Raw genomic sequence first — 20,084 nt, forward strand, 5'->3', positions numbered from 1 at the left:
TCGACCTTTCACTGAGGTTCACCTCGCGATACCCGGGCCGGTCGGCCCTGCGGGCCTGCCCTCCGGCCGGGGTCCGGGGGTGTCCCCCGGGAAGACACAGCAACAGCGGAGCACCTTTGAACGAGCAGGCACGTCGCCGTCCCCCCAAGCCGTACCGCCGCCCCAAGAAGGATCCCGTGCGGATCCTGGCCTTCGAGGCGCTGCGGGCCGTCGACGAGAGGGACGCGTACGCCAATCTCGTACTGCCGCCGCTGCTGAAGAAAGCCCGCGAGAAGGACGACTTCGACGGCCGCGACGCGGCGCTCGCCACCGAGCTGGTGTACGGGACGCTGCGCCGCCAGGGCACGTACGACGCGATCATCGCGACGTGCATCGACCGGCCGCTGCGCGAGGTCGACCCGCCGGTGCTCGATGTGCTGGCGCTCGGTGCGCACCAGTTGCTCGGGACGCGGATCCCCACCCACGCCGCCGTGTCGGCGAGCGTGGAGCTGGCGCGGGTGGTGCTCGGCGACGGGCGGGCGAAGTTCGTCAACGCCGTCCTGCGCAAGATCGCGCAGGACGACCTGGACGCCTGGCTGGAGCGGGTTGCTCCGCCGTACGACAAGGACGCCGAGGACCATCTGGCCGTGGTGCACTCGCATCCGCGGTGGGTTGTCTCCGCGCTGTGGGACTCGCTGGGCGGCGGGCGCGCCGGGATCGAGGACCTGCTGGAGGCCGACAACGAGCGGCCAGAGGTGACGCTCGTCGCCCGGCCGGGCCGCTCCACGGCCGCTGAACTGCTCGATGCGGTGGGCGAGGAGTCCGGGCTGCCCGGGCGCTGGTCGCCGTATGCCGTGCGGCTGGCCGAGGGCGGCGAGCCCGGCGCCATCGAAGCCGTACGGGAGGGGCGGGCCGGCGTCCAGGACGAGGGCAGTCAGCTCGTCGCGATCGCGCTGGCCAACGCGCCGCTGGACGGCCCCGACGAGCGGTGGCTCGACGGCTGCGCAGGTCCCGGCGGCAAGGCCGCGCTGCTGGCCGCGCTGGCCGCGGGCCGAGGCGCGTCCCTGCTTGCCTCCGAGAAGCAGCCGCACCGCGCCCGGCTGGTCGAACGGGCGCTGGCGGGCAACCCCGGCCCGTATCAGGTCATCGCCGCGGACGGCACGCGTCCGCCGTGGCGGCCGGGTTCCTTCGACCGTGTGCTCGTCGATGTCCCGTGCTCGGGCCTCGGCGCGCTGCGACGACGTCCGGAGGCCCGCTGGCGGCGGCGTCCCGAGGACCTGGAAGGCTTCGCGCCGCTCCAACGCGCGTTGCTGCGCGAGGCGTTGACGGCCGTACGGATCGGGGGAGTGGTCGGCTACGCGACCTGCTCGCCGCATCTCGCGGAGACCCGGGTGGTCGTCGAGGACGTGCTGAAGGGACGCGGCGGCCCGGCCGCCGAGGCCGAGTGGGTGGACGCGAGGCCCCTGATGCCGGGCGTGCCTGCGCTGGGCGACGGTCCCGATATACAGCTGTGGCCGCATCTGCACGGCACGGACGCGATGTATCTGGCATTGCTGCGTCGTACGGCCTGAGCGGCGAGGCGGCCCCCGCGGCGGCCCCGACAAGACGCTGTACGTCGGGGCTGCGCCCCCCGTTCGCTGCCGCCAAGCCACGCGGCGGCATGGCCACCGGCGGCGGGCTGGTCGACGCCGTCCGCGCCCGGACCGCCCCCGGCCGCTAGCGCCTCGAGGCTCGGACACGCCCGGTGGCAAGGGCGGAGCAGCGGCGGGGCCGGGCTGCTCCATCCGTACAGCAGGGAGCAGCCTGGCCTCGTACGTGCGACCGCGCGGTCGGTCAGCCTCCGAACGTGCCGGTGGTCTCCGCCTTCCAGGCACCGCCCGTGACCTTGTAGACGGTGAGCTGCTTGTTGGTGGCGTCGCCGTATTCGTCGAAGGCGACCTTGCCCATGACGCCGTCGAAGGAGACCTTCTGCACGGCCTCGGTGACCTTGGCGCGGGCGTCGGAGGGCAGCTTGCCGTCCTTTGCCACCGCCTTCACCGCCTGGATGATCGCCCAGGCCGAGTCGTAGGAGAAGCCACCGTAGGCTCCGTACGCCTCCTTGTACCCGGCCGCCTTGTAGTCCGCGATGAACTTCTTGGCGGAGGGCAGGTCCTCGACCGGCGCGCCGACGGACGTGGCCATGTCGCCGTCGCCGCGGGCGCCGGTGAGCTTGAGGTACTCGTCGCTGTAGATCGCGTCGCCGCCGATGAGCGGGATCGCGGCGCCCGACTTCTTGACCTGCGCGCTGAGCGGGCCGGCCACCGGGTACTCACCGCCGTAGTAGACGACGTCCGCCCCCGAGCTCTTGATCTTGGTGGCCACGGAGCCGAAGTCCTTGGTCTCCGGGTTGACGTGCTCGGTGCCGACGACCGCGCCGCCGAGCTTCTTGAAGTGGGCGGAGAAGGTCGCGGCCAGGCCGGCGCCGTAGGTCTTCTTGTCGTCGACGACGAAGACCTTCTTCTTCTTGGCCGTGTTGTACAGGTACTCGGCGGCGAACGGGCCCTGGATGGCGTCCGTGGTCGCGGTCCGGAAGTACGTCTTGAACGGCCGGGCCTTCTCGCCCGTGTTCCACTTGTCGCCCTGGGTGAGGGCGGGGTTGGTGTTCACCGAGACCTCGGGAACCTGGGCGGCGTCGAAGACCTTCTGCATGGACTGGGCCACGGAGGAGTTCAGCGGGCCGACGACTCCGAGGACGCTCTTGTCGGCGACGAGCTTGGTGGCGTTCTGCTGGCCGGAGGAGGGCTGTGCCTGGTCGTCGAGAGCCTCGATCTTGAAGGTGACGCCCGGCACCTCCTTGTTCTTGTTGGCCTGGTTGATGGCGAGGTCGACCGAGTTCTTCATGCCGAGGCCGAGAGCGGAGAGCTCCCCGGTCAACGGCGCGTCGAAACCGATGGTGACGACGGTGGAGCCGCCGCCGGAGGCGTCGTCGGCCTTGCCTGCGTCACGGGAGCCGCACGCCGTGAGCGAGAGTGCTCCGGCGGCGAGCGCGGCGGTGACAGCTATGAGAGAACGGTTGCGCACGATCGGTCCTTTCCCCTTCGAGGCGCCGACCGCGTCGTCAGGGCCGAAGATCGGTCCGCTGGCGCGGCGGCTGGCGTGACTCTAGATGGCGTCCACCGAAGCGAGCAGAGGGGACGAGCCGATGTGATTCTCTTGTTATGGCGCTGCTCAGGCGGAGGACTTCCCTTCATCAGGCCCCTTCCGCGGTCACCATGCGGCGGTGGAGCGTGTCAGTGGACGCCGGGCGGGCACGGGCTGCCCGGTCAGCCTTGGGACGGGACAGCGGAAACGCGAACCTACATGTGAGGCGCGCGGTGTGAGGTGCGCGGCTCACTCCGCGTACATCTTGAGGCGCGCGGCTCAGCCGTCCGCCGGCGCGCCGCCCACCGTGTCGCCCGCCGCAGGCGCCCGCTCCGGCGGCGCGCCCTGCTGCTGCGGCCCGTCCTCGCGGGCCGGTCTGGTCGGCCACCACACCTTCGGTCCCACGTCCAGGAACAGCGCCGTGACCAGCACGGACCGTACGACAAAGGTGTCGAGCAGCACGCCGAGCGCCACCGCGAAGCCGATCTCCGCGAAGGCGACCATGGGCAGTGTGCCGAGTGCCGCGAACGTGCCCGCGAGGACCAGGCCCGCCGAGGTGATGACCGCGCCGGTCGCCGCCAGGCCGGTCAGCACGCCCGCTCTGGTGCCCTGGCGGCCGGCCTCCTCGCGGATCCGGGTGGACAGGAAGATGTTGTAGTCGATGCCCAGCGCCACCAGGAAGACGAAGACGAAGAGCGGGAAGTCCGTCGTCTCGCCCGCGTAGTCGAAGAGGTACCGGAACGCGAGCGCGCTCAGGCCAAGGGCCGCCGCGAAGGACAGCACGACGGTGCCGATCAGCAGCAGCGGGGCGATCACGGACCGCAGCAGCACTGTGAGCACCAGCAGCACCATCGCCAGTACCAGCGGGATGATCAGGTAGTTGTCGTGGGTGGTCGCGGCGTCCATGTCGAGCAGAGCGGCCGTGCCGCCGCCCACTCGCGCGTCGGCGTCCGGAACCGCGTGCACCGCATCCCGTACACGCTCGACCGTCTCCTTGGCGGCCGCGCTGTCCGCGGGATCCGTCATGGTCGCCTCGATCAGCACCCGGCCGTCGTGCACGGGTTTGGTGCCGGGCGGAACTGCGATGGACCGCGGCACCACACCGCGGGTCGCCGCGACGGTCTCACCGACCTGCCGGGCCTGCTCCGCATTGCTGACGATCACCAGCGGATCGCCGCTGCCCGCCGGGAAGTACCGGCTCTGGACCTCCTGCCCGACGATCGAATCGGGCTTCTCGGTGAAGGAGTCGGCGTTGCTGATGCCCTCGGCCCGCAGCTGCATCAGGCCCAGGGAGACGGCGGCGAGGACGATCGCGGTGGCGGCCCAGATCGCGCGCGGGCGGCGGGCGATGCGCCCTCCCGTACGGGCCCAGAAGCCGCGCACGGTCGGCTCGGGCGAGCCGAAGTGCGGGACGGCGGGCCAGAAGATCCAGCGCCCGAAGATCACCAGCAGCGCGGGGAACAGCGTCAGCATGGCCAGCAGGGCGACCGCGACGCCGATAGCGGCGACGGGTCCGAGTCCGCTGGTGGAGTTCATCTCCGCGGCCAGCAGGACCAGCATGCCCAGCACCACCGTGGCGCCGCTGGCCAGCACTGCGGGGCCCGCGCGGTGCAGCGCCAGGGCCATCGCCTCGTGCCGGTCCTCGTGGCGGCGCAGCTCCTCGCGGTAGCGGGCGACCAGCAACAGGGCATAGTCCGTCCCCGCGCCGAAGACGAGGACCGTCAAGATGCCCGCGCTCTGCCCGTTGACCGTGAGATCGGCGTGCTCGGCCAGCAGATAGATCAGCGCCTGCGCGGCGGCAAGCGCGCCGACCACCGAGATCACCGGGACCAGCAGCAGAGTGGGACTGCGGTAGGTGAACAGCAGCATCACGATCACGACACCGAGCGCCGAGAGCAGCAGCGTGGAGTCGATGCCTTCGAAGGCCTTGGAGACGTCGGCCGAGGTGCCGCCGGGCCCGGTGATGTGCACCGCGAGGTCTGCCTTGCCGGTGCCGGTCTCGTCGCGGATGGAGTCGACGGCGGGCGCGATCCGCTCCCAGCCCTTCTCGTCCATCGTGATCGGTACGAAGACCTGGGCGCCCCGCGGGTTGTCGGGACGGTCCAGCACCGGACCGCGGACTTCATCGCCGCGCACCCCGTGCTCCCGCAGCTCCTTGATGGCCGCGACGTCGTCGGCGATGAGCTGTTGATCGGCCGCGGTCAGGCCGCTCTCGCGTACGTACACGACGATCGCCGGGACGACCTCGGGCCTGAACCCCTCGGATTCCTGCAGGACTTGAGTGGATTCCGCGCTGCCGGGCAGCCAGGACGAGGCGTCGTTGTCCTGGGCGTCGGTGAGCTTCTGTGCCAGGGGGAAGGCGAGCACCATCACCGCCAGCCACAGCACCACCACAACCCACTTGCTGCGCCGCCCGCAGACCAGATGGGCGACGCGTTGTCTTGGTGGTGGCTGAAGCTCCTGTGCGCCCGGCATGACGCCCCCAATAGCCCCTCGCGACGGGCCGAATCGCCAGGATTGCACGGACTGTACTGATCCCGGGAGCCCTTGGTCCGTACCGAGAGACAGACCGGGGAGAGGAAGAGCCCCGGAACGTGGCAGGCTTGGCACATGGCCGTTCAGATCAATCCAAGCATTCTTTCCGCCGACTTCTCCCGCCTGGCGGAGGAGGCCAGGGCAGTCGAGGGCGCCGACTGGCTCCATGTCGACGTGATGGACAACCACTTCGTGCCCAACCTCACCCTGGGTGTGCCGGTCGTGGAATCCCTCAGCCGCGCGACGGACACCCCGCTGGACTGCCATCTGATGATCGATGACCCCGATCGCTGGGCCCCGCAGTACGTCGAAGCGGGGGCCGGATCCGTCACCTTCCATGTCGAGGCCGCGGCCGCGCCCGTACGGCTGGCGCGCGAGATCCGGTCCAAGGGCGCCCGTGCCTCGATGGCACTCAAGCCCGCCACCCCGATCGAGCCTTACGAGGACCTGCTCCCCGAGCTCGACATGCTGCTGATCATGACCGTGGAGCCGGGCTTCGGCGGCCAGGCCTTTCTCGACATCATGCTGCCGAAGATCCGCCGTACCCGGGAGCTCATCGCCAAGCACGGTCTGGAGCTGTGGCTGCAGGTCGACGGCGGCGTCTCGGATTCCACGATTGAGCGGTGCGCCGAGGCCGGCGCGGATGTGTTCGTCGCCGGCTCGGCGGTCTACGGCGCCCAGGACCCGGCACAGGCGGTGCGTGCGTTGCGTACGAAGGCGCAGCAGACCCTGGCCTCGGCGCCCTGGGCGTGCGACCACTGAGCCACAAGCAAGTGAACTCAGCCCATCAGGGCTGATCAAGAACCGCCGGATCTGACAGGATGACGGATCCGGAGTGTGTACAGCAGTGAGGAGATCGCGGTGTCGACGGGCCGGTCAGCCATGCGGATGGGACCCGCGGAGCTGGTGCAGGCGGCGGCCATGGCCCGCCGCTTCTACCTCGAGGGCAAATCCAAGATCCAGATCGCGGAGGAGTTCGGCGTCAGCCGCTTCAAAGTCGCGCGGGTCCTGGAGACGGCGCTCGAGCGTGATCTCGTACGGATCGAGATCCGCGTACCCGCGGAACTGGACGCCGAGCGCTCCGACGCGCTCCGCGCACGCTACGGACTGCGGCACGCGGTCGTTGTCGAATCCCCCGCGGAGGGTGCCGACGAGTCGCCCGACCCGGAGAACCTCGGCGAAGTGGCCGCCGATCTGCTCGGCGAGCTTGTGAACGAGGGCGATGTGCTGGGGCTGGCCTGGGGCCGGTCCACCATCCACATGGCCGCCGCGCTCGACCGGCTGCCGCCGTGCACGGTCGTGCAGCTCACCGGCGTGTACGACGCGGGGACCGCCGAGCGCGGCTCGGTCGAGGCGGTACGGCGCGCCGCCCAGGTCTCCGGCGGCGAGGCCCACCCCATCTACGCCCCGATGCTGCTGCCCGACCCGGCGACCGCCGCGGCGCTGCGCAGCCAGACCGGCATCGCCCGCGCCTTCGAGTACTTCGACAAGGTCACCGTCGCGGCCGTCTCCATCGGCTCCTGGGAGCCGGGCATCTCGACCGTGCACGACATGCTCACCGACGAGGAGCGCGCGCACTACGCCTCGCTCGGCGTCGCCGCCGAGATGTCGGCGCATCTCTTCGACGCGGAGGGCCGACGGGTCGGCCGTGACCTGGGCGAGCGGTGCATCACGGTCGAGGCGGACAGGCTGCGCCGTATCCCCGAGGTGGTGGCGATCGCGGGCGGCCAGCGCAAGGCGGAGGCGATCGGGGCCGTACTGCGCTCCGGGCTTGTGACCAGCCTGGTGACGGACACGGCGGCGGCGGACCAGCTGCTGAAGGCCCCGCCGGGACAGCGACCGGCGCTGGACCGGGCAGACCCGGACGACTGAGCGAGGACGCGGGCGGCCGAGTCGGCGCGGGCCATCAGCAGACGTTGTGGGCGGGGGCGCCGGGCGGATCATTTTGGAGGATCTGCTCGACGGCACCCCCGTGAGCTGGAGTTTTCTCCCGGCATCGCATTCTCGTCGCCATGGGACAATGAAGTACGTGCGATTTCCCCGGCTGAAATGCCCGGGGGCCAACTCCGATCGACTGGGATGTTCTGCACGTGCGTTTCCTCAATGACCTGAAGCCGCCGTACGACCTGACGTACGACGACGTATTCATGGTGCCGAGCCGCTCGGCCGTCGGCTCCCGTCAGGGCGTGGACCTCTCCTCGCGCGACGGCTCCGGCACCACCATCCCGCTGGTCGTCGCGAACATGACCGCCATCGCGGGACGCCGGATGGCCGAGACGCTCGCCCGCCGCGGTGGCCTCGTCGTCATCCCCCAGGACATCCCGATCGAGGTCGTCACCGACGTCATCTCCTGGGTCAAGACGCGCCACCTCGTCCTCGACACCCCGATCGTGCTCGCCCCCGGTCAGACCGTCGCCGACGCGCTGTCCCTGTTGCCGAAGCGGGCGCACGACGCCGGTGTCGTCGTCGACGCGGACCACCGGCCCGTCGGTGTCGTCACCGACGCCGACCTGTCCGGGGTCGACCGCTTCACCCAGCTGTCCGAGGTCATGTCCAGGGACCTGCTGCTGCTCGACGCGGACATCGACCCGCGCGACGCCTTCAACAAGCTCGACCACGCCAACCGCCGGTACGCCCCCGCCGTGGACAAGGACGGCCGGCTCGCCGGCATCCTCACCCGCAAGGGCGCCCTGCGCGCGACCCTCTACACCCCCGCCGTCGACGCCGATGGCCGGCTGCGCATCGCCGCCGCCGTCGGCATCAACGGCAATGTGGCGAGCAAGGCCAAGCAGCTCCTCGACGCGGGCGTCGACACCCTGGTCGTCGACACCGCGCACGGTCACCAGGAGTCGATGATCAGCGCGATCAAGGCGGTCCGCGGGCTCGACCCGCAGGTGCCGATCGTCGCGGGCAACATCGTGGCCGCCGAGGGCGTGCGCGATCTCGTCGAAGCCGGCGCGGACATCATCAAGGTCGGTGTGGGCCCCGGCGCCATGTGCACCACCCGCATGATGACCGGCGTGGGCAGGCCGCAGTTCTCGGCCGTGCTGGAGTGCGCCGCCGAGGCGAAGAAGTTCGGCAAGCACGTCTGGGCCGACGGCGGTATCCGCCACCCGCGCGACGTCGCCATGGCACTCGCCGCCGGCGCCTCGAACGTCATGGTCGGCTCCTGGTTCGCCGGGACCTACGAGTCCCCGGGCGACCTCCAGCAGACCGCCGACGGGCGTCTGTACAAGGAGTCCTTCGGCATGGCTTCCGCGCGTGCCGTCCGTAACCGTACGAGCGAGGAGTCGGCGTACGACCGGGCCCGCAAGGCGCTGTTCGAAGAGGGCATCTCCACCTCGCGGATGTTCCTCGACCCGACCCGTCCGGGCGTCGAGGACCTGATCGACTCGATCATCGCGGGCGTCCGCTCCTCCTGCACCTACGCGGGCGCGGGCTCCCTCGAGGAGTTCGCCGAGAAGGCGATCGTCGGCGTCCAGAGCGCCGCCGGTTACGCCGAGGGCAAGCCGCTGCACGCCAGCTGGAACTAGTACGAGCCATCAGCGTCCGGCCCCGCGATCCGCGGCGGCCGGACGCGGCTTTTCCCATCAACTCCCCGCCGGGCCAGGCATGTGTGGCGACAACCGGGGTATACGCGCCCTGCACTGACCACGAGCAGGGGAGGACAAAGTGTCCACGGCGAGCACGGTTACGACCGAACTCACACAGCCTGGAACACGGTGCCCGAACATGGCGGAACTGGATCTTCCGCACGTGCCCAATCCTGGGGAGGTGGCTCCCAGCGACGCACGCGAGATCTCGAAGGTCTTCTTCGTACGGCTCGCTTCGCTGGAAGAGGGAACGCACGCGCACCAGTACGTACGCAACACGCTCATTGAGCTGAACCTGGCGCTGGTCAGGTACGCGGCAGGCCGGTTCCGCAACCGGGCCGAGCAGATGGAGGACATCGTCCAGGTCGGCACCATCGGCCTGATCAAGGCGATCGACCGGTTCGAGCTGAGCCGCGAGGTGGAGTTCGCGACGTTCGCCGTTCCGTACATCATCGGTGAGATCAAGCGGTTCTTCCGTGACACCAGCTGGGCCGTGCATGTGCCGCGCAGGCTGCAGGAGTTGCGGATCGATCTGGCGAAGGCGACCGACGAGCTCTCCCAGGAACTGGACCGCGCGCCGAGCACGGCCGAACTCGCCCAGCACCTCGGGCGCGACGAGGAAGAGATCATCGAGGGCGTGGTCGCCAGCAACGGCTATACGGCAGGCTCGATCGACATGCCGATGGACGACGCCTCCGACCACGCTCCGGTGCCGCTGTCCGACCGGCTGGGCGCGCCCGACGCCGACCTGGAGACCGCGGAGAACGTCCAGGCGCTCAAGCCGCTCATCGAGGAGCTCGACGACCGGGACAGGCGCATCCTGCGGATGCGCTTCGGCGAGGAGATGACCCAGTCGGAGATCGGCGCGGAGCTGGGCGTCTCGCAGATGCATGTGTCCCGGCTGCTGACGCGCATCACGTCGCGGCTGCGTGCGGGACTGCTCGCCGTGGAGTGACCTGACACGGAGCACCAGCCCAATCCCCCCACGGGAGAAGCGGCGTCCCGGTCGGCCGGGACGCCGCTTGTGGGTGTGTCCGGGCTTGTGGGTGTGTCCGGGTCAGCAGGGGGACGGCGCTGCCACCGGCCGCATCCAGGTCGCCTGGACCCGCTTGCCGTACGGCAGCGGGCGGACCTCCACCCGTCCCGCGAGCTTCAGCACCATGTGCCAGCCGAATCCGCCGCCGCCGGTGAAGTCGGGTTCGCGCGGCACGGGAGGCAGCGGGCTGGAGTCGTCCATCTTCACCACCAGCGTGTCCTGCCCTGCCGTCAGATGCAGCTGCCACCAGCCCGCGGTGTGCCGGGCCGCGTTGGCGACCAGCTCGGAGACGACCAGCAGCACCGCGTCGAGGTCGGCCCAGGGGCAGTGCTGCAGCAGGAATTCCGCGGCGGCCCGGCGGGCCCCCGCGCTGTCTCTGTGCGGCGACTGGTCAATCACCACGTGCGGCTCTGCGTTCATCACGGCTCGCATACCCCACTTGTCGCCCTTCTATCAGCCCGTGCACATTACGTCTCGCCCGACCGGGATGACGAGAGTGTCGTACGCAGCGCATCGGCGACCGCGGCCGCCAGTGCCGCATGGCCCTCGTCGTCGGGGTGCACGCCGTCGGCCAGCTGTCCGGGTCCGATCAGATCGCGTCCCGACAGAAGCGCGAGCCGCTTGTCGCCGGAGCCGGAGCCGGAGCCGCCGCCCATGAGGTCGACGACGGCCTCCTCCATCGCCGTACGCAGCTCGGCGAGCGTGGCGCCGAGGCGGTTGGGGGTCTGCTCGGCGTCGGGGCGCAGCACGGGGGAGACCAGCAGCAGCGGGGTGTGCGGGTGCCCCTGGCGTACGAGCGCGATGAATGCGCGCGTCGTCTCGTACAGCAGCGGACCCGAAAAGGGGATCCCCGTCCAGCAGTTGGTGCCGAAGGCGAGCGTGATCGCGTCGGCCGGGAGTGCCGCGAGCTGTTCCGCGGTGGCCAGTTCGCCGCGGGCAGCTCCGGCGTAGCCGAGGTTGACCGTGTCCAGGCCGAGGGCCCGCCCGGCGACGGCGGGCCAGGAGTGGGCCGGGCGGGTGGACCACCAGCCCTCGGTGATGGAGTCGCCGTGGACGACCCAGCGCGGCTGCCGCGGGGCGGGCGCTACGGACCCGCCGACGGCCCGCAGCCCCAGGATCACGGGGCACTGGGCTTCGGGCGGATGGATGGTGAACGGCCCCTCGGCGCCTGCCGGGAGGCGGAGGGTGACAACCGCCTCCTCGGCGGGTTCGACGATCGTCTCGGAGACACAGCTGCCTCCATGCCACAGGGCGAAGCAGTGGGCGATCTCCCGCAGCGCGTCGGTCGGCCCCGGCACTGAGGCGCGGTAGCGGATCTCGACCGCCTGAGCGCCCTCGGCCGTGAACTCCAGCCGTACGCCGATGGGCAGCGTCGCGCGCTCGCCGGCGTCCCACGGCAGCCTGGCCAGATCCGCCGGGTCGGCGCGCACCGCCCGCCCGTCGTCCAGCCATGCCACCCCGCGCAGAAAGGGGCTGGGATCGAGCCAGGTCACGCGAACCTCCGCGGGTCGGGGTGCTGTTCAGTCACCGCTGCTCAGTTACCTGCAGGAACATTGCGTTGTCCATGCCACGTCGCGTAGCTTGACTGCCCCTACCGGTGGGTAACCACCGGTAGTCAGTTGTCCTATTGCTCTGGGGAGACCATGCGTCGGCGACTGCGCCGCCCCACGATCCGTGGCCGGATCGTGACCCTGACGGTCATACCCGTCATCGCTCTGATGGTGCTGTGGACTTTCGCCATGGTGTCGGTGACCGGAGACCTACGGGCCCTGATCCGCGTGCAGGGTGTGTACGAGAGTTTCGGCACGCCGGTCGACACCGCCGTCGGCCAGATCCAGATCGAGCGCCGGATCTCCGCCGAGTATCTGGGAGCGGGACGGCAGTACACCCCGGCCGCCGTCGCCGCGCTCACCCAGCAGCAGCGTTCGACCGACCGGGCCGTGCGCGCCATGCGGGACGCGATCGCGAACCAGGAGCGGCGCGAGGATCTCTCCGCCAGGCAGCGGCAGTCCCTCGACGCGATGAACGGCGCCGTCGACGGGCTCGAGAAACTGCGCGAGAGGGTGCTGGCCCGGACGATCTCCTGGGACGGCGCGGTCGACGCGTACACCGCCATGGTCGAGCCGACCTTCGACGTACAGTCCACGCTCACCGCCCTGCAGGCCGGTCAGCTGGCCCGTGAGGCGCAGGTCGTCGTCGAGCTGGTGCGCGTAAGGGAGTTCGTCTCGCGGGAGGACGCGCTGGTCGCCGGGGCGCGCGCCGCCGGGAATCTCACCGACAGCCAGTACGACACGCTGACCGCCACCATCGAGGACCGGCGGGTCTTCCACCGTACGTACGTCCCCGACCTCCCGGACGACTCCCGGCAGCTGTTCACCGGCTTCGAGCGGAGCGAGGAGTACCGGGCGCTGACCGCCGGGGAGGACGCGCTGCTGCGGGCGGGTGCGGCGGACGCGGGCGAGGCCATGGCGGCCGACTCCTGGCGGACCACGACGGACCGCGCGGTCAAGCGGTACATGCTGCTGTGCACCGATGCGGCGCTCAACACCGCAGACCGCGGCCGGGCCTTCGCCTACCGCGAGATGATCAAGGCCGCGGTCGTCGGAGTGCTCGGGCTGATCGCGGTCGGCCTGTCGATCTGGTTCTCGGTGGCCAGTGGCCAGCGCATCTCGCGCCGGCTGGAGGAACTGCGCGACGCCGCCGATGTGCTGGCCACCCGTCAGCTGCCCGAGGTGATGGAACGGCTCGGCGCGGGCGAGGAGGTCGACGCGGCCGCGGCGGCCCCGCCGCTCGACTTCGGCGACGAGGCCAGAGGGCTCGACGAGATCGGCCAGGTCGGCCAGGCGCTCAACACCGCCCGTCTGGCGGCGGTCGAGGCCGCCGTCAAACAGGCGACCCTGCGCCGGGGCGTCTTCGCCGTCCTGCTCAACATCGCCCGGCGCAACCAGGCGCTGGTCCACCGTCAGTCAAAGCTGGTCGACACCCTGGAACGGCGTACGAGCGATCCGGACACGCTGGAGGACCTGTTCCGGATCGACCATCTGACGACCCGGATGCGGCGTCACGCGGAAGGGCTCATCATCCTCTCCGGTGCCACGCCCGGCCGCCGTTGGCGCAAGCCGGTGCCCGTGGCCGACATCGTGTCCGCGGCGGTCGGCGAGATCGAGGACTACACCCGGGTCGTGGTGCCGCCGATGCCCGCGGTGGGCATCAGCGCGGAGGCGGTGGCCGACGTGGTGCACCTGGTCGCCGAACTGGTCGAGAACGCGGCCGTGTTCTCCCCGCCGCACACCCAGGTCACCATGCGGACCGGGCATGCCCGCAACGGTTTCGTGCTGGAGATCGACGACCGCGGGCTGGGCATGGACGCGGACGAACTGGTGCTGGCGCACCGGACGCTGGCGCACCCGCGGGACTTCGACCCGGCGCAGGACGAGCGCCTCGGCCTGTATGTCGTCGGCCGGCTCGCCGAGCGGCACGGCATCGGGGTGACCCTCACCAGGTCGCCGTACGGCGGCACCACGGCTGTGGTGCTTGTGCCGCACACGATCCTCGCCCCCGTCGAGCCGGCCGACCGGCCGAGCGGTACGGAAGCGGGGGAGAAGCCCGCGCCGGTGCGGGCGCTGCCCTCGCGCCGGGTGCTGGAGTCCGTCCCTCGGGTGCACGACCGCGCCCCGGAGGACCCCGCCGAGGCAGACCCGCCTCCGGCCCAGGACGCGCCTCCCGCCGAGGACACGCCTCCGGCCTACGCCCTGCCTACTCGCGTACGCCAGGCCTCACTCGCCGCCCCCCTCCGCGAGGCGCGCCCCACCACGGCCGAGGGCCCCGAGCGCGACGTCTCCCCGGAAGAGATGCGCTCGATCTTCGGAGCTTTCCAGCAAGGCCTCGACCGCGGCCGCAAGGGCGATACCGTCGGCCCTGCGTCCCCGAGCGCCGCGCCGCGCCCCCGCACGACAGATGAAGGGACGGACGACGATGGCTGACGAAAACACCGCTGACCAGAGCGTCGGTGATCAGAGCGTCGGCGATCAGTCGGGCCTCGGCTGGCTGCTGGACGATCTGCTGGCCAGGACCGACCACGTCCGCCAGGCGGTGTTGCTGACGGCCGACGGCCTGGTCAGCAGCGCGTCCCAGGGCATGGTCAGGAGGGACATCGAGCATCTCTCCGCGGTCTGCGCGGGCTTCCACAGCCTCGCCAAGGAAGCGGGCGACCGCTTCGAGGCCGGGAAGGTACGGCAGACCATGGTCATGCTCGACAACGCGTTCCTCTTCATCACCCCGGCCGGCGACGGCAGCAGGCTCGCGGTGCTGTCCGACATCGAGACCGACGTCGGACAACTGGCCCATGAAATGGCGCTGCTGGTCAGGCGAGTGGGCCGGCACATGGCCGTCCCCACCCGCTCGGCCGCCGAGGCCACCGACGTCTAACCCGTGAGCGACCACTGGTACGAGGACGAGACCGGTCCCCTGGTACGGCCGTACACCGTCACCCGGGGCCGGACCCGTCCCGCCTCCGAGCACACCATCGACCTGATGTCACAGGTCACGGCCATCGACCCGGTGGGTCCCGAGCCGCGGCTCGACCATGCCCGCAGCTCGCTGCTCGACCTGGTACGCCGCGAGCCGCGCCCGGTCGCGGAGATCGCCGCCGACGCGAACCTGCCGCTGACCGTCGTACGCGTCCTGCTCGTCGATCTGGTCGAAGCCGGACTCGTCCGCGTCTCCCAACCGGTCACCCACGAGGGCATGAACGACCCCGCGCTGCTGCGCGAAATCGTGGAGCGCCTGCGGGAGCTGTGACGTTGTCATTCACTCGGGCGCAATGTTTCCCCGTGATGCCCGTCATCGCGCAATGAACGTCCGCTGATGCGCAACAACGCTGCATTACGGGCGTGAGCTGCGGGCTCGTAGGCTCAGGCCCCGTACCAGGAGTGGCGGTGATCGCCTGCTCGGCGGTCCCTTTCCCTCATGCGCGGGCTCATCCGTCATGCCCCGCGGACCGCCGCCGATCACACGTCGCCGACCCGCAGCCACGAAGGAGCCCCGCAGTGCTGGACCACGGCGAAGCCCCACCCACGACCGATCCATCGCGCGCCGAGAACCCCGGTCTCGGCACCCGGCTGATGCGGCGCAAGCCCGTCGAGCGCCTGGTCGCCGAGGGCGGCCAGGGCGAGGGCGGCACGCTCCGCCGTTCGCTCTCCATGTGGCAGCTGACCATGATCAGCATCGGTGCCACGCTCGGCACCGGCATCTTCGTCGTGCTCGGTGAGGCCACGCCGCTGGCCGGCCCGGCCGTCGCGATCTCGTTCGTCATCGCCGGTCTGACCGCGCTGTTCTCGGCGCTCTCCTACGCCGAGCTGGCCGGCTCCATCCCGGTCTCCGGCTCTTCGTACTCGTACTCGTACGCCACCATGGGCGAGATCGTGGCCTGGATCTGCGGCTGGTGTCTGATCCTGGAGTACGGAGTCTCGGTGGCGGCCGTGGCCGTCGGCTGGGGCGAATACCTCAACGAGCTGCTCGACGGCACGCTCGGCATCACCATCCCCGAGTCGGTGTCCGCGCCGCTGGGCGAGGGCGGCTTCATCAACCTCCCGGCCCTGGTCGTCATCCTGCTCGCCATGGTGTTCCTGATACGCGGCGCCAAGGAGAGCGCCCGGGTCAACACGATCATGGTGGTCGTCAAGATCGTCACCCTGGTGATCTTCTGCGCGATCGGCTTCATGGGCATCAAGGCCGGCAACTACACCCCGCTCGCCCCGCTCGGCGTGACCGGCATCAGCGCCGCCGCGGCCACCCTGTTCTTCTCGTACATCGGCTTCGACGCCGCCTCCACGGCCGGCGAGGAGGCAACGAACCCCAAGCGTGACCTGCCGCGCGCGATCATGCTCTCGCTGCTCATCGTCACCGTGCTGTACTGCCTCGTCGCCCTGGTCGCCGTCGGCGCCATGCCGTGGCAGGACTTCGAGGGCACCGAGGCCGCCCTGGCGCAGATCATGAAGGACGTCACCGGCCACAGCTTCTGGGGCGTCGTCCTCGCCGCCGGTGCGGTCGTGGCCATCGCCAGCGTCGTCTTCGCCGTCCTCTACGGACAGACCCGCATCCTGTTCGCCATGGCCCGCGACGGGCTGGTCCCCAAGGTCTTCGCCAAGGTCGACGCCCGCACCGGGAGCCCGCGCGCCAACACGCTGATCGTCTCGCTCTTCTGCGGTGTACTCGCTGCGACCATCCCGCTCGGCGAGCTGGCCAATGCCACCAGCATCGGCACGCTCTTCGCGTTCGCTCTGGTCAATGTGGCCGTCGTGATCCTCCGCTACACCCGGCCCGACATGTCGCGCACCTTCCGCGTGGCGCTGTTCCCGGTGACCCCGATCCTGGGCCTCCTGTTCTGCCTCTACATGATGTTCAGCCTTCCGGGCTCCACCTGGGCGGTCTTCGGAGCCTGGATGATCGCAGGCCTCGTGTTCTACTTCGGATACGGCATGCGCCGCTCCCGACTGGCCACGGCAGAGAAGTGATCCACCCGCAGTGCGACTGAACGATCTCGACGAACGCATCGTCCACGCCCTCGCCGAGGACGCCCGCCGCTCCTACGCGGACATCGGCGCCGAGGTGGGCCTCTCTGCCCCCGCCGTCAAGCGGCGGGTCGACCGGCTGCGCGCCGAAGGCGCCATCACCGGCTTCACCGTACGGGTGGACCCGGCGGCGCTCGGCTGGGAGACCGAGGGTTTCGTCGAGATCTACTGTCGCCACAACACCTCGCCGAACGACATCCGCCGCGGCCTGGAGCGCTACCCGGAGGTCGTGTCCGCCTCCACCGTCACCGGTGAGGCGGACGCGATCGTCCAGGTCTTCGCCTCCGACATGCGCCACTTCGAGCGTGTGCTGGAGAGGATCGCGGGCGAGCCGTTCGTGGAGCGCACCAAGTCGGTGCTGGTGCTCTCCCCGCTCATGCGGCGGTTCTCTTCGGGCGCGCCCGGCTGAGCCGCAGAACCGGGAAGTTCCGGCCCGCGCAATGAATCACCGCCGCGGCCGCCGATTGCGCAATGGATCGACCATCCACGCGCAACGCTCTCGCCTTGTCCGGGTGGATGGCCGGACCGTACCGTTTTAGATGTCTTCCTCACCCCTGCACACAGCCTGAGGTCAGCCATGCCGCCGCTGCGCACCGCCCTGCTCCAGAGTTCCGGCCGACCGGGCTCGGTCGCCGAGAATCTCAAGGTGCTGGACGAGGCCGCGGGCCGCGCCGCTGCCGCCGGCGCCGGGCTGCTGGTCTGCCCCGAGATGTTCCTGACCGGGTATGCGATCGGCGACGACGTGCCGCTGCTGGCCGAGCCCGCCGACGGCGCCGGTGCGCGGTCCGTCTCGGAGATCGCCGGACGGCACGGCATCGCCGTCGTCTACGGATACCCGGAGCGCGAGGACGAGCGAAGCGAGATGGGGGTCCCCTCGGCCGAAGTCCCCCAGACACCGCTGGGAGGTGCCCCCAGGGGGAGGATCTTCAACTCCGCGCAGCTGATCGGGCCCGACGGCGAGCGCCTCGCGAACTACCGCAAGACCCATCTCTTCGGCTGCTTCGAGCAGAAGTGGTTCACCCCGGGCGAGGAACCCGTCGTCCAGGCGGAGCTCGGCGGGATCCGGATCGGCATGCTGATCTGCTACGACGTGGAGTTCCCGGAGAACGTCAGGGCGCACGCGCTCGCCGGCACCGATCTGCTGGTGGTGCCCACCGCCCAGATGCACCCCTTCCAGTTCGTCGCAGAGTCCCTCGTCCCGGTGCGGGCCTTCGAGAGCCAGATGTACATCGCGTACGTGAACAGGACGGGACCGGAGGGCGAGTTCGAGTTCGTCGGACTCAGCTGCCTCGCGGGCCCCGACGGCGCGGCCCGCGCCCGCGCCGGACGCGGTGAGGAACTGGTCGTCGGCGAAGTGGACCCAGCCTTCCTGAGCGCCTCGCGCGAGGCCAATCCGTATCTGCGTGATCGCCGCCCCGGCCTGTACGCCTCCCTGGTCTGACCTCGTCCCCGCCCCGCTCAACGCTTACCTTTTCCGTGCAAGGAGTCCGCCCCTCATGACGTCCACGGTGCCCACCGCTGTCCAGCACACCGACGCGCAGCCGCCGATCACCATGTTCGGTCCGGACTTTCCGTACGCGTACGACGATTTCCTCGCTCACCCGGCCGGCCTCGGCCAGATACCGGCGACCGAGCACGGCGCCGAGGTCGCGGTGATCGGCGGCGGGCTCTCGGGCCTGGTCGCCGCGTACGAGCTGATGAAGATGGGCCTCAAGCCGGTCGTCTATGAGGCGGACCGGATCGGCGGCCGGCTGCGCACCGTCGGCTTCGACGGCTGCGATCCCGAGCTGTCCGCCGAGATGGGCGCGATGCGTTTCCCGCCCTCCTCCACCGCGCTGCAGCACTACATCGACCTGGTCGGCCTGACCACGCAGCCCTTCCCCAACCCCCTCGCTCCCGGCACCCCGTCGACCGTCGTCGACCTCAAGGGTGAGTCGCACTACGCCGAGACCATCGACGACCTGCCGCAGGTCTACCGCGATGTGATGGACGCCTGGAACGCCTGTCTGGAGGAGGGCGCCGACTTCTCCGACATGAACCGCGCCATGCGCGAGCGCGATGTGCCGCGCATCCGCGAGATCTGGGCGAAGCTGGTGGAGAAGCTCGACAACCAGACCTTCTACGGCTTCCTCTGCGAGTCCGAGGCCTTCAAGTCCTTCCGGCACCGCGAGATCTTCGGCCAGGTCGGCTTCGGCACGGGCGGTTGGGACACCGACTTCCCCAACTCCATCCTGGAGATCCTGCGCGTCGTCTACTCCGAGGCCGACGACCACCACCGTGGCATCGTCGAAGGCAGCCAGCAGCTGCCGGTGCGGCTCTGGGAGCGCGAGCCCGAGAAGATCGTGCACTGGGCGCAGGGCACGTCCCTGAAGTCCCTCCACGAGGGCGACCCGCGCCCGGCCGTGACCCGGCTGCACCGCACCGCGGGCAACCGGATCACCGTGACCGACGCCTCCGGCGACATCCGCACGTACCAGGCCGCCATCTTCACCGCGCAGTCCTGGATGCTGCTGTCCAAGATCGCCTGCGACGACTCGCTCTTCCCCATCGACCACTGGACGGCGATGGAGCGGACCCACTACATGGAGTCGTCCAAGCTCTTCGTTCCGGTCGACCGGCCGTTCTGGCTGGACAAGGCCGTCGACGACGGGGGGAATCCGACCGGCCGCGACGTCATGTCGATGACGCTCACCGACCGGATGACCCGCGGCACGTATCTGCTGGACAACGGGCCTGACAAGCCGGCCGTCATCTGCCTCTCGTACACCTGGTGCGACGACAGCCTCAAGTGGCTGCCGCTGTCCGCGAGCGAGCGGATGGAGGTCATGCTCAAGTCGCTCGGCGAGATCTACCCGAAGGTCGACATCCGCAGCCACATCATCGGCAACCCGGTGACCGTGTCCTGGGAGAACGAGCCGTACTTCATGGGCGCGTTCAAGGCGAACCTGCCTGGCCACTACCGCTACCAGCGGCGGCTGTTCACCCACTTCATGCAGAACCGGCTGCCCGAGGACAAGCGCGGCATCTTCCTGGCGGGCGACGACATCTCCTGGACGGCGGGCTGGGCCGAGGGCGCCGTACAGACCGCGCTGAACGCGGTGTGGGGCGTGATGACCCACTTCGGCGGTACGACCGACCCGAGCAACCCGGGCCCGGGCGACCTCTACGACGAGATCGCTCCGGTCGAGCTGCCGGAGGACTGACTCCGGGACTGAACTTCCGTCCGGGGCCGGCCGCGATCCGGCCGGC

At 70.3% G+C, this 20,084-nt stretch carries 16 protein-coding genes; 12 read left to right on the forward strand and 4 right to left on the reverse strand.

Features of this window, described 5'->3' with window-relative positions:
- The first annotated feature begins 116 nt into the window (after positions 1 to 116).
- Entirely contained in the window at positions 117 to 1,550 is a 1,434-nt protein-coding gene (locus ACZ3H8_RS23120; RefSeq protein WP_467404663.1) for an RsmB/NOP family class I SAM-dependent RNA methyltransferase, read from the forward strand.
- Positions 1,551 to 1,812: 262 nt separating this feature from the next.
- Here ACZ3H8_RS23120 and ACZ3H8_RS23125 read toward each other — a convergent pair whose 3' ends face one another.
- Both ACZ3H8_RS23125 and ACZ3H8_RS23130 read right to left on the reverse strand, forming a co-directional pair.
- Entirely contained in the window at positions 1,813 to 3,039 is a 1,227-nt protein-coding gene (locus ACZ3H8_RS23125; protein ID WP_467404665.1) for a branched-chain amino acid ABC transporter substrate-binding protein, read from the reverse strand.
- 339 nt (positions 3,040 to 3,378) lie between these two features.
- Positions 3,379 to 5,574, reverse strand: a complete 2,196-nt coding sequence (locus ACZ3H8_RS23130) for an MMPL family transporter (protein WP_467404667.1) — start codon at positions 5,572 to 5,574, stop codon at positions 3,379 to 3,381.
- A 135-nt stretch (positions 5,575 to 5,709) separates the two neighbouring features.
- Here ACZ3H8_RS23130 and rpe point away from each other — a divergent pair, with 135 nt between their 5' ends.
- The 4 genes from rpe (at position 5,710) to ACZ3H8_RS23150 (ending at position 10,182) form a co-directional block, all read left to right on the forward strand.
- Complete coding sequence (rpe, locus tag ACZ3H8_RS23135) at positions 5,710 to 6,396, forward strand: ribulose-phosphate 3-epimerase (RefSeq protein WP_467404670.1); 687 nt, start codon at positions 5,710 to 5,712, stop codon at positions 6,394 to 6,396.
- Between the two features lie 75 nt (positions 6,397 to 6,471).
- Positions 6,472 to 7,506, forward strand: coding sequence for a sugar-binding transcriptional regulator (locus tag ACZ3H8_RS23140; protein ID WP_307664672.1), 1,035 nt, complete (start codon positions 6,472 to 6,474; stop codon positions 7,504 to 7,506).
- 218 nt (positions 7,507 to 7,724) lie between these two features.
- Positions 7,725 to 9,167 (forward strand): GuaB1 family IMP dehydrogenase-related protein, encoded by a 1,443-nt coding sequence (locus ACZ3H8_RS23145; RefSeq protein ID WP_467404673.1) that lies wholly within the window; start codon positions 7,725 to 7,727, stop codon positions 9,165 to 9,167.
- Between the two features lie 139 nt (positions 9,168 to 9,306).
- A complete protein-coding gene (locus ACZ3H8_RS23150) occupies positions 9,307 to 10,182 on the forward strand; it encodes an RNA polymerase sigma factor SigF (protein ID WP_467404676.1) in 876 nt (291 codons plus the stop codon).
- A 102-nt stretch (positions 10,183 to 10,284) separates the two neighbouring features.
- On the opposite strand, the gene ACZ3H8_RS23155 is transcribed toward ACZ3H8_RS23150, so the two are convergent.
- Positions 10,285 to 10,683 carry an ATP-binding protein gene (locus ACZ3H8_RS23155; protein ID WP_467404679.1) on the reverse strand — a complete coding sequence of 133 codons (399 nt, stop codon included), beginning with the start codon at positions 10,681 to 10,683 and terminating at the stop codon, positions 10,285 to 10,287.
- 47 nt (positions 10,684 to 10,730) lie between these two features.
- The gene (locus ACZ3H8_RS23160; RefSeq protein ID WP_467404680.1) at positions 10,731 to 11,756 is read right to left on the reverse strand and encodes a GDSL-type esterase/lipase family protein; all 1,026 of its coding nucleotides are present in this window, start codon (positions 11,754 to 11,756) and stop codon (positions 10,731 to 10,733) included.
- A 150-nt stretch (positions 11,757 to 11,906) separates the two neighbouring features.
- On the opposite strand from ACZ3H8_RS23160, the gene ACZ3H8_RS23165 reads away from it, so the two are divergent.
- From ACZ3H8_RS23165 to ACZ3H8_RS23195, 7 genes are all read left to right on the forward strand, one after another.
- Positions 11,907 to 14,246, forward strand: a complete 2,340-nt coding sequence (locus ACZ3H8_RS23165; protein WP_467404683.1) for a sensor histidine kinase — start codon at positions 11,907 to 11,909, stop codon at positions 14,244 to 14,246.
- Positions 14,239 to 14,691 carry a roadblock/LC7 domain-containing protein gene (locus ACZ3H8_RS23170; protein WP_467404684.1) on the forward strand — a complete coding sequence of 151 codons (453 nt, stop codon included), beginning with the start codon at positions 14,239 to 14,241 and terminating at the stop codon, positions 14,689 to 14,691. The genes ACZ3H8_RS23165 and ACZ3H8_RS23170 overlap by 8 nt, the downstream gene beginning before the upstream one ends.
- Before the next feature lie 3 nt (positions 14,692 to 14,694).
- Entirely contained in the window at positions 14,695 to 15,063 is a 369-nt protein-coding gene (locus tag ACZ3H8_RS23175) for a DUF742 domain-containing protein (RefSeq protein ID WP_467404686.1), read from the forward strand.
- Between the two features lie 248 nt (positions 15,064 to 15,311).
- A complete protein-coding gene (locus ACZ3H8_RS23180) occupies positions 15,312 to 16,778 on the forward strand; it encodes an amino acid permease (RefSeq protein WP_467404689.1) in 1,467 nt (488 codons plus the stop codon).
- Positions 16,779 to 16,788: 10 nt separating this feature from the next.
- Positions 16,789 to 17,244: an Lrp/AsnC family transcriptional regulator gene (locus tag ACZ3H8_RS23185; RefSeq protein ID WP_398991545.1), complete on the forward strand. Its 456-nt coding sequence runs from the start codon at positions 16,789 to 16,791 to the stop codon at positions 17,242 to 17,244.
- Between the two features lie 168 nt (positions 17,245 to 17,412).
- Positions 17,413 to 18,276, forward strand: coding sequence for a carbon-nitrogen hydrolase family protein (locus ACZ3H8_RS23190; RefSeq protein WP_467404691.1), 864 nt, complete (start codon positions 17,413 to 17,415; stop codon positions 18,274 to 18,276).
- Positions 18,277 to 18,331: 55 nt separating this feature from the next.
- Entirely contained in the window at positions 18,332 to 20,038 is a 1,707-nt protein-coding gene (locus ACZ3H8_RS23195; protein ID WP_467404693.1) for a flavin monoamine oxidase family protein, read from the forward strand.
- The last annotated feature ends 46 nt before the right edge of the window (positions 20,039 to 20,084 follow it).

The sequence above is a fragment of the Streptomyces sp. NPDC002868 genome (genome assembly GCF_055563295.1).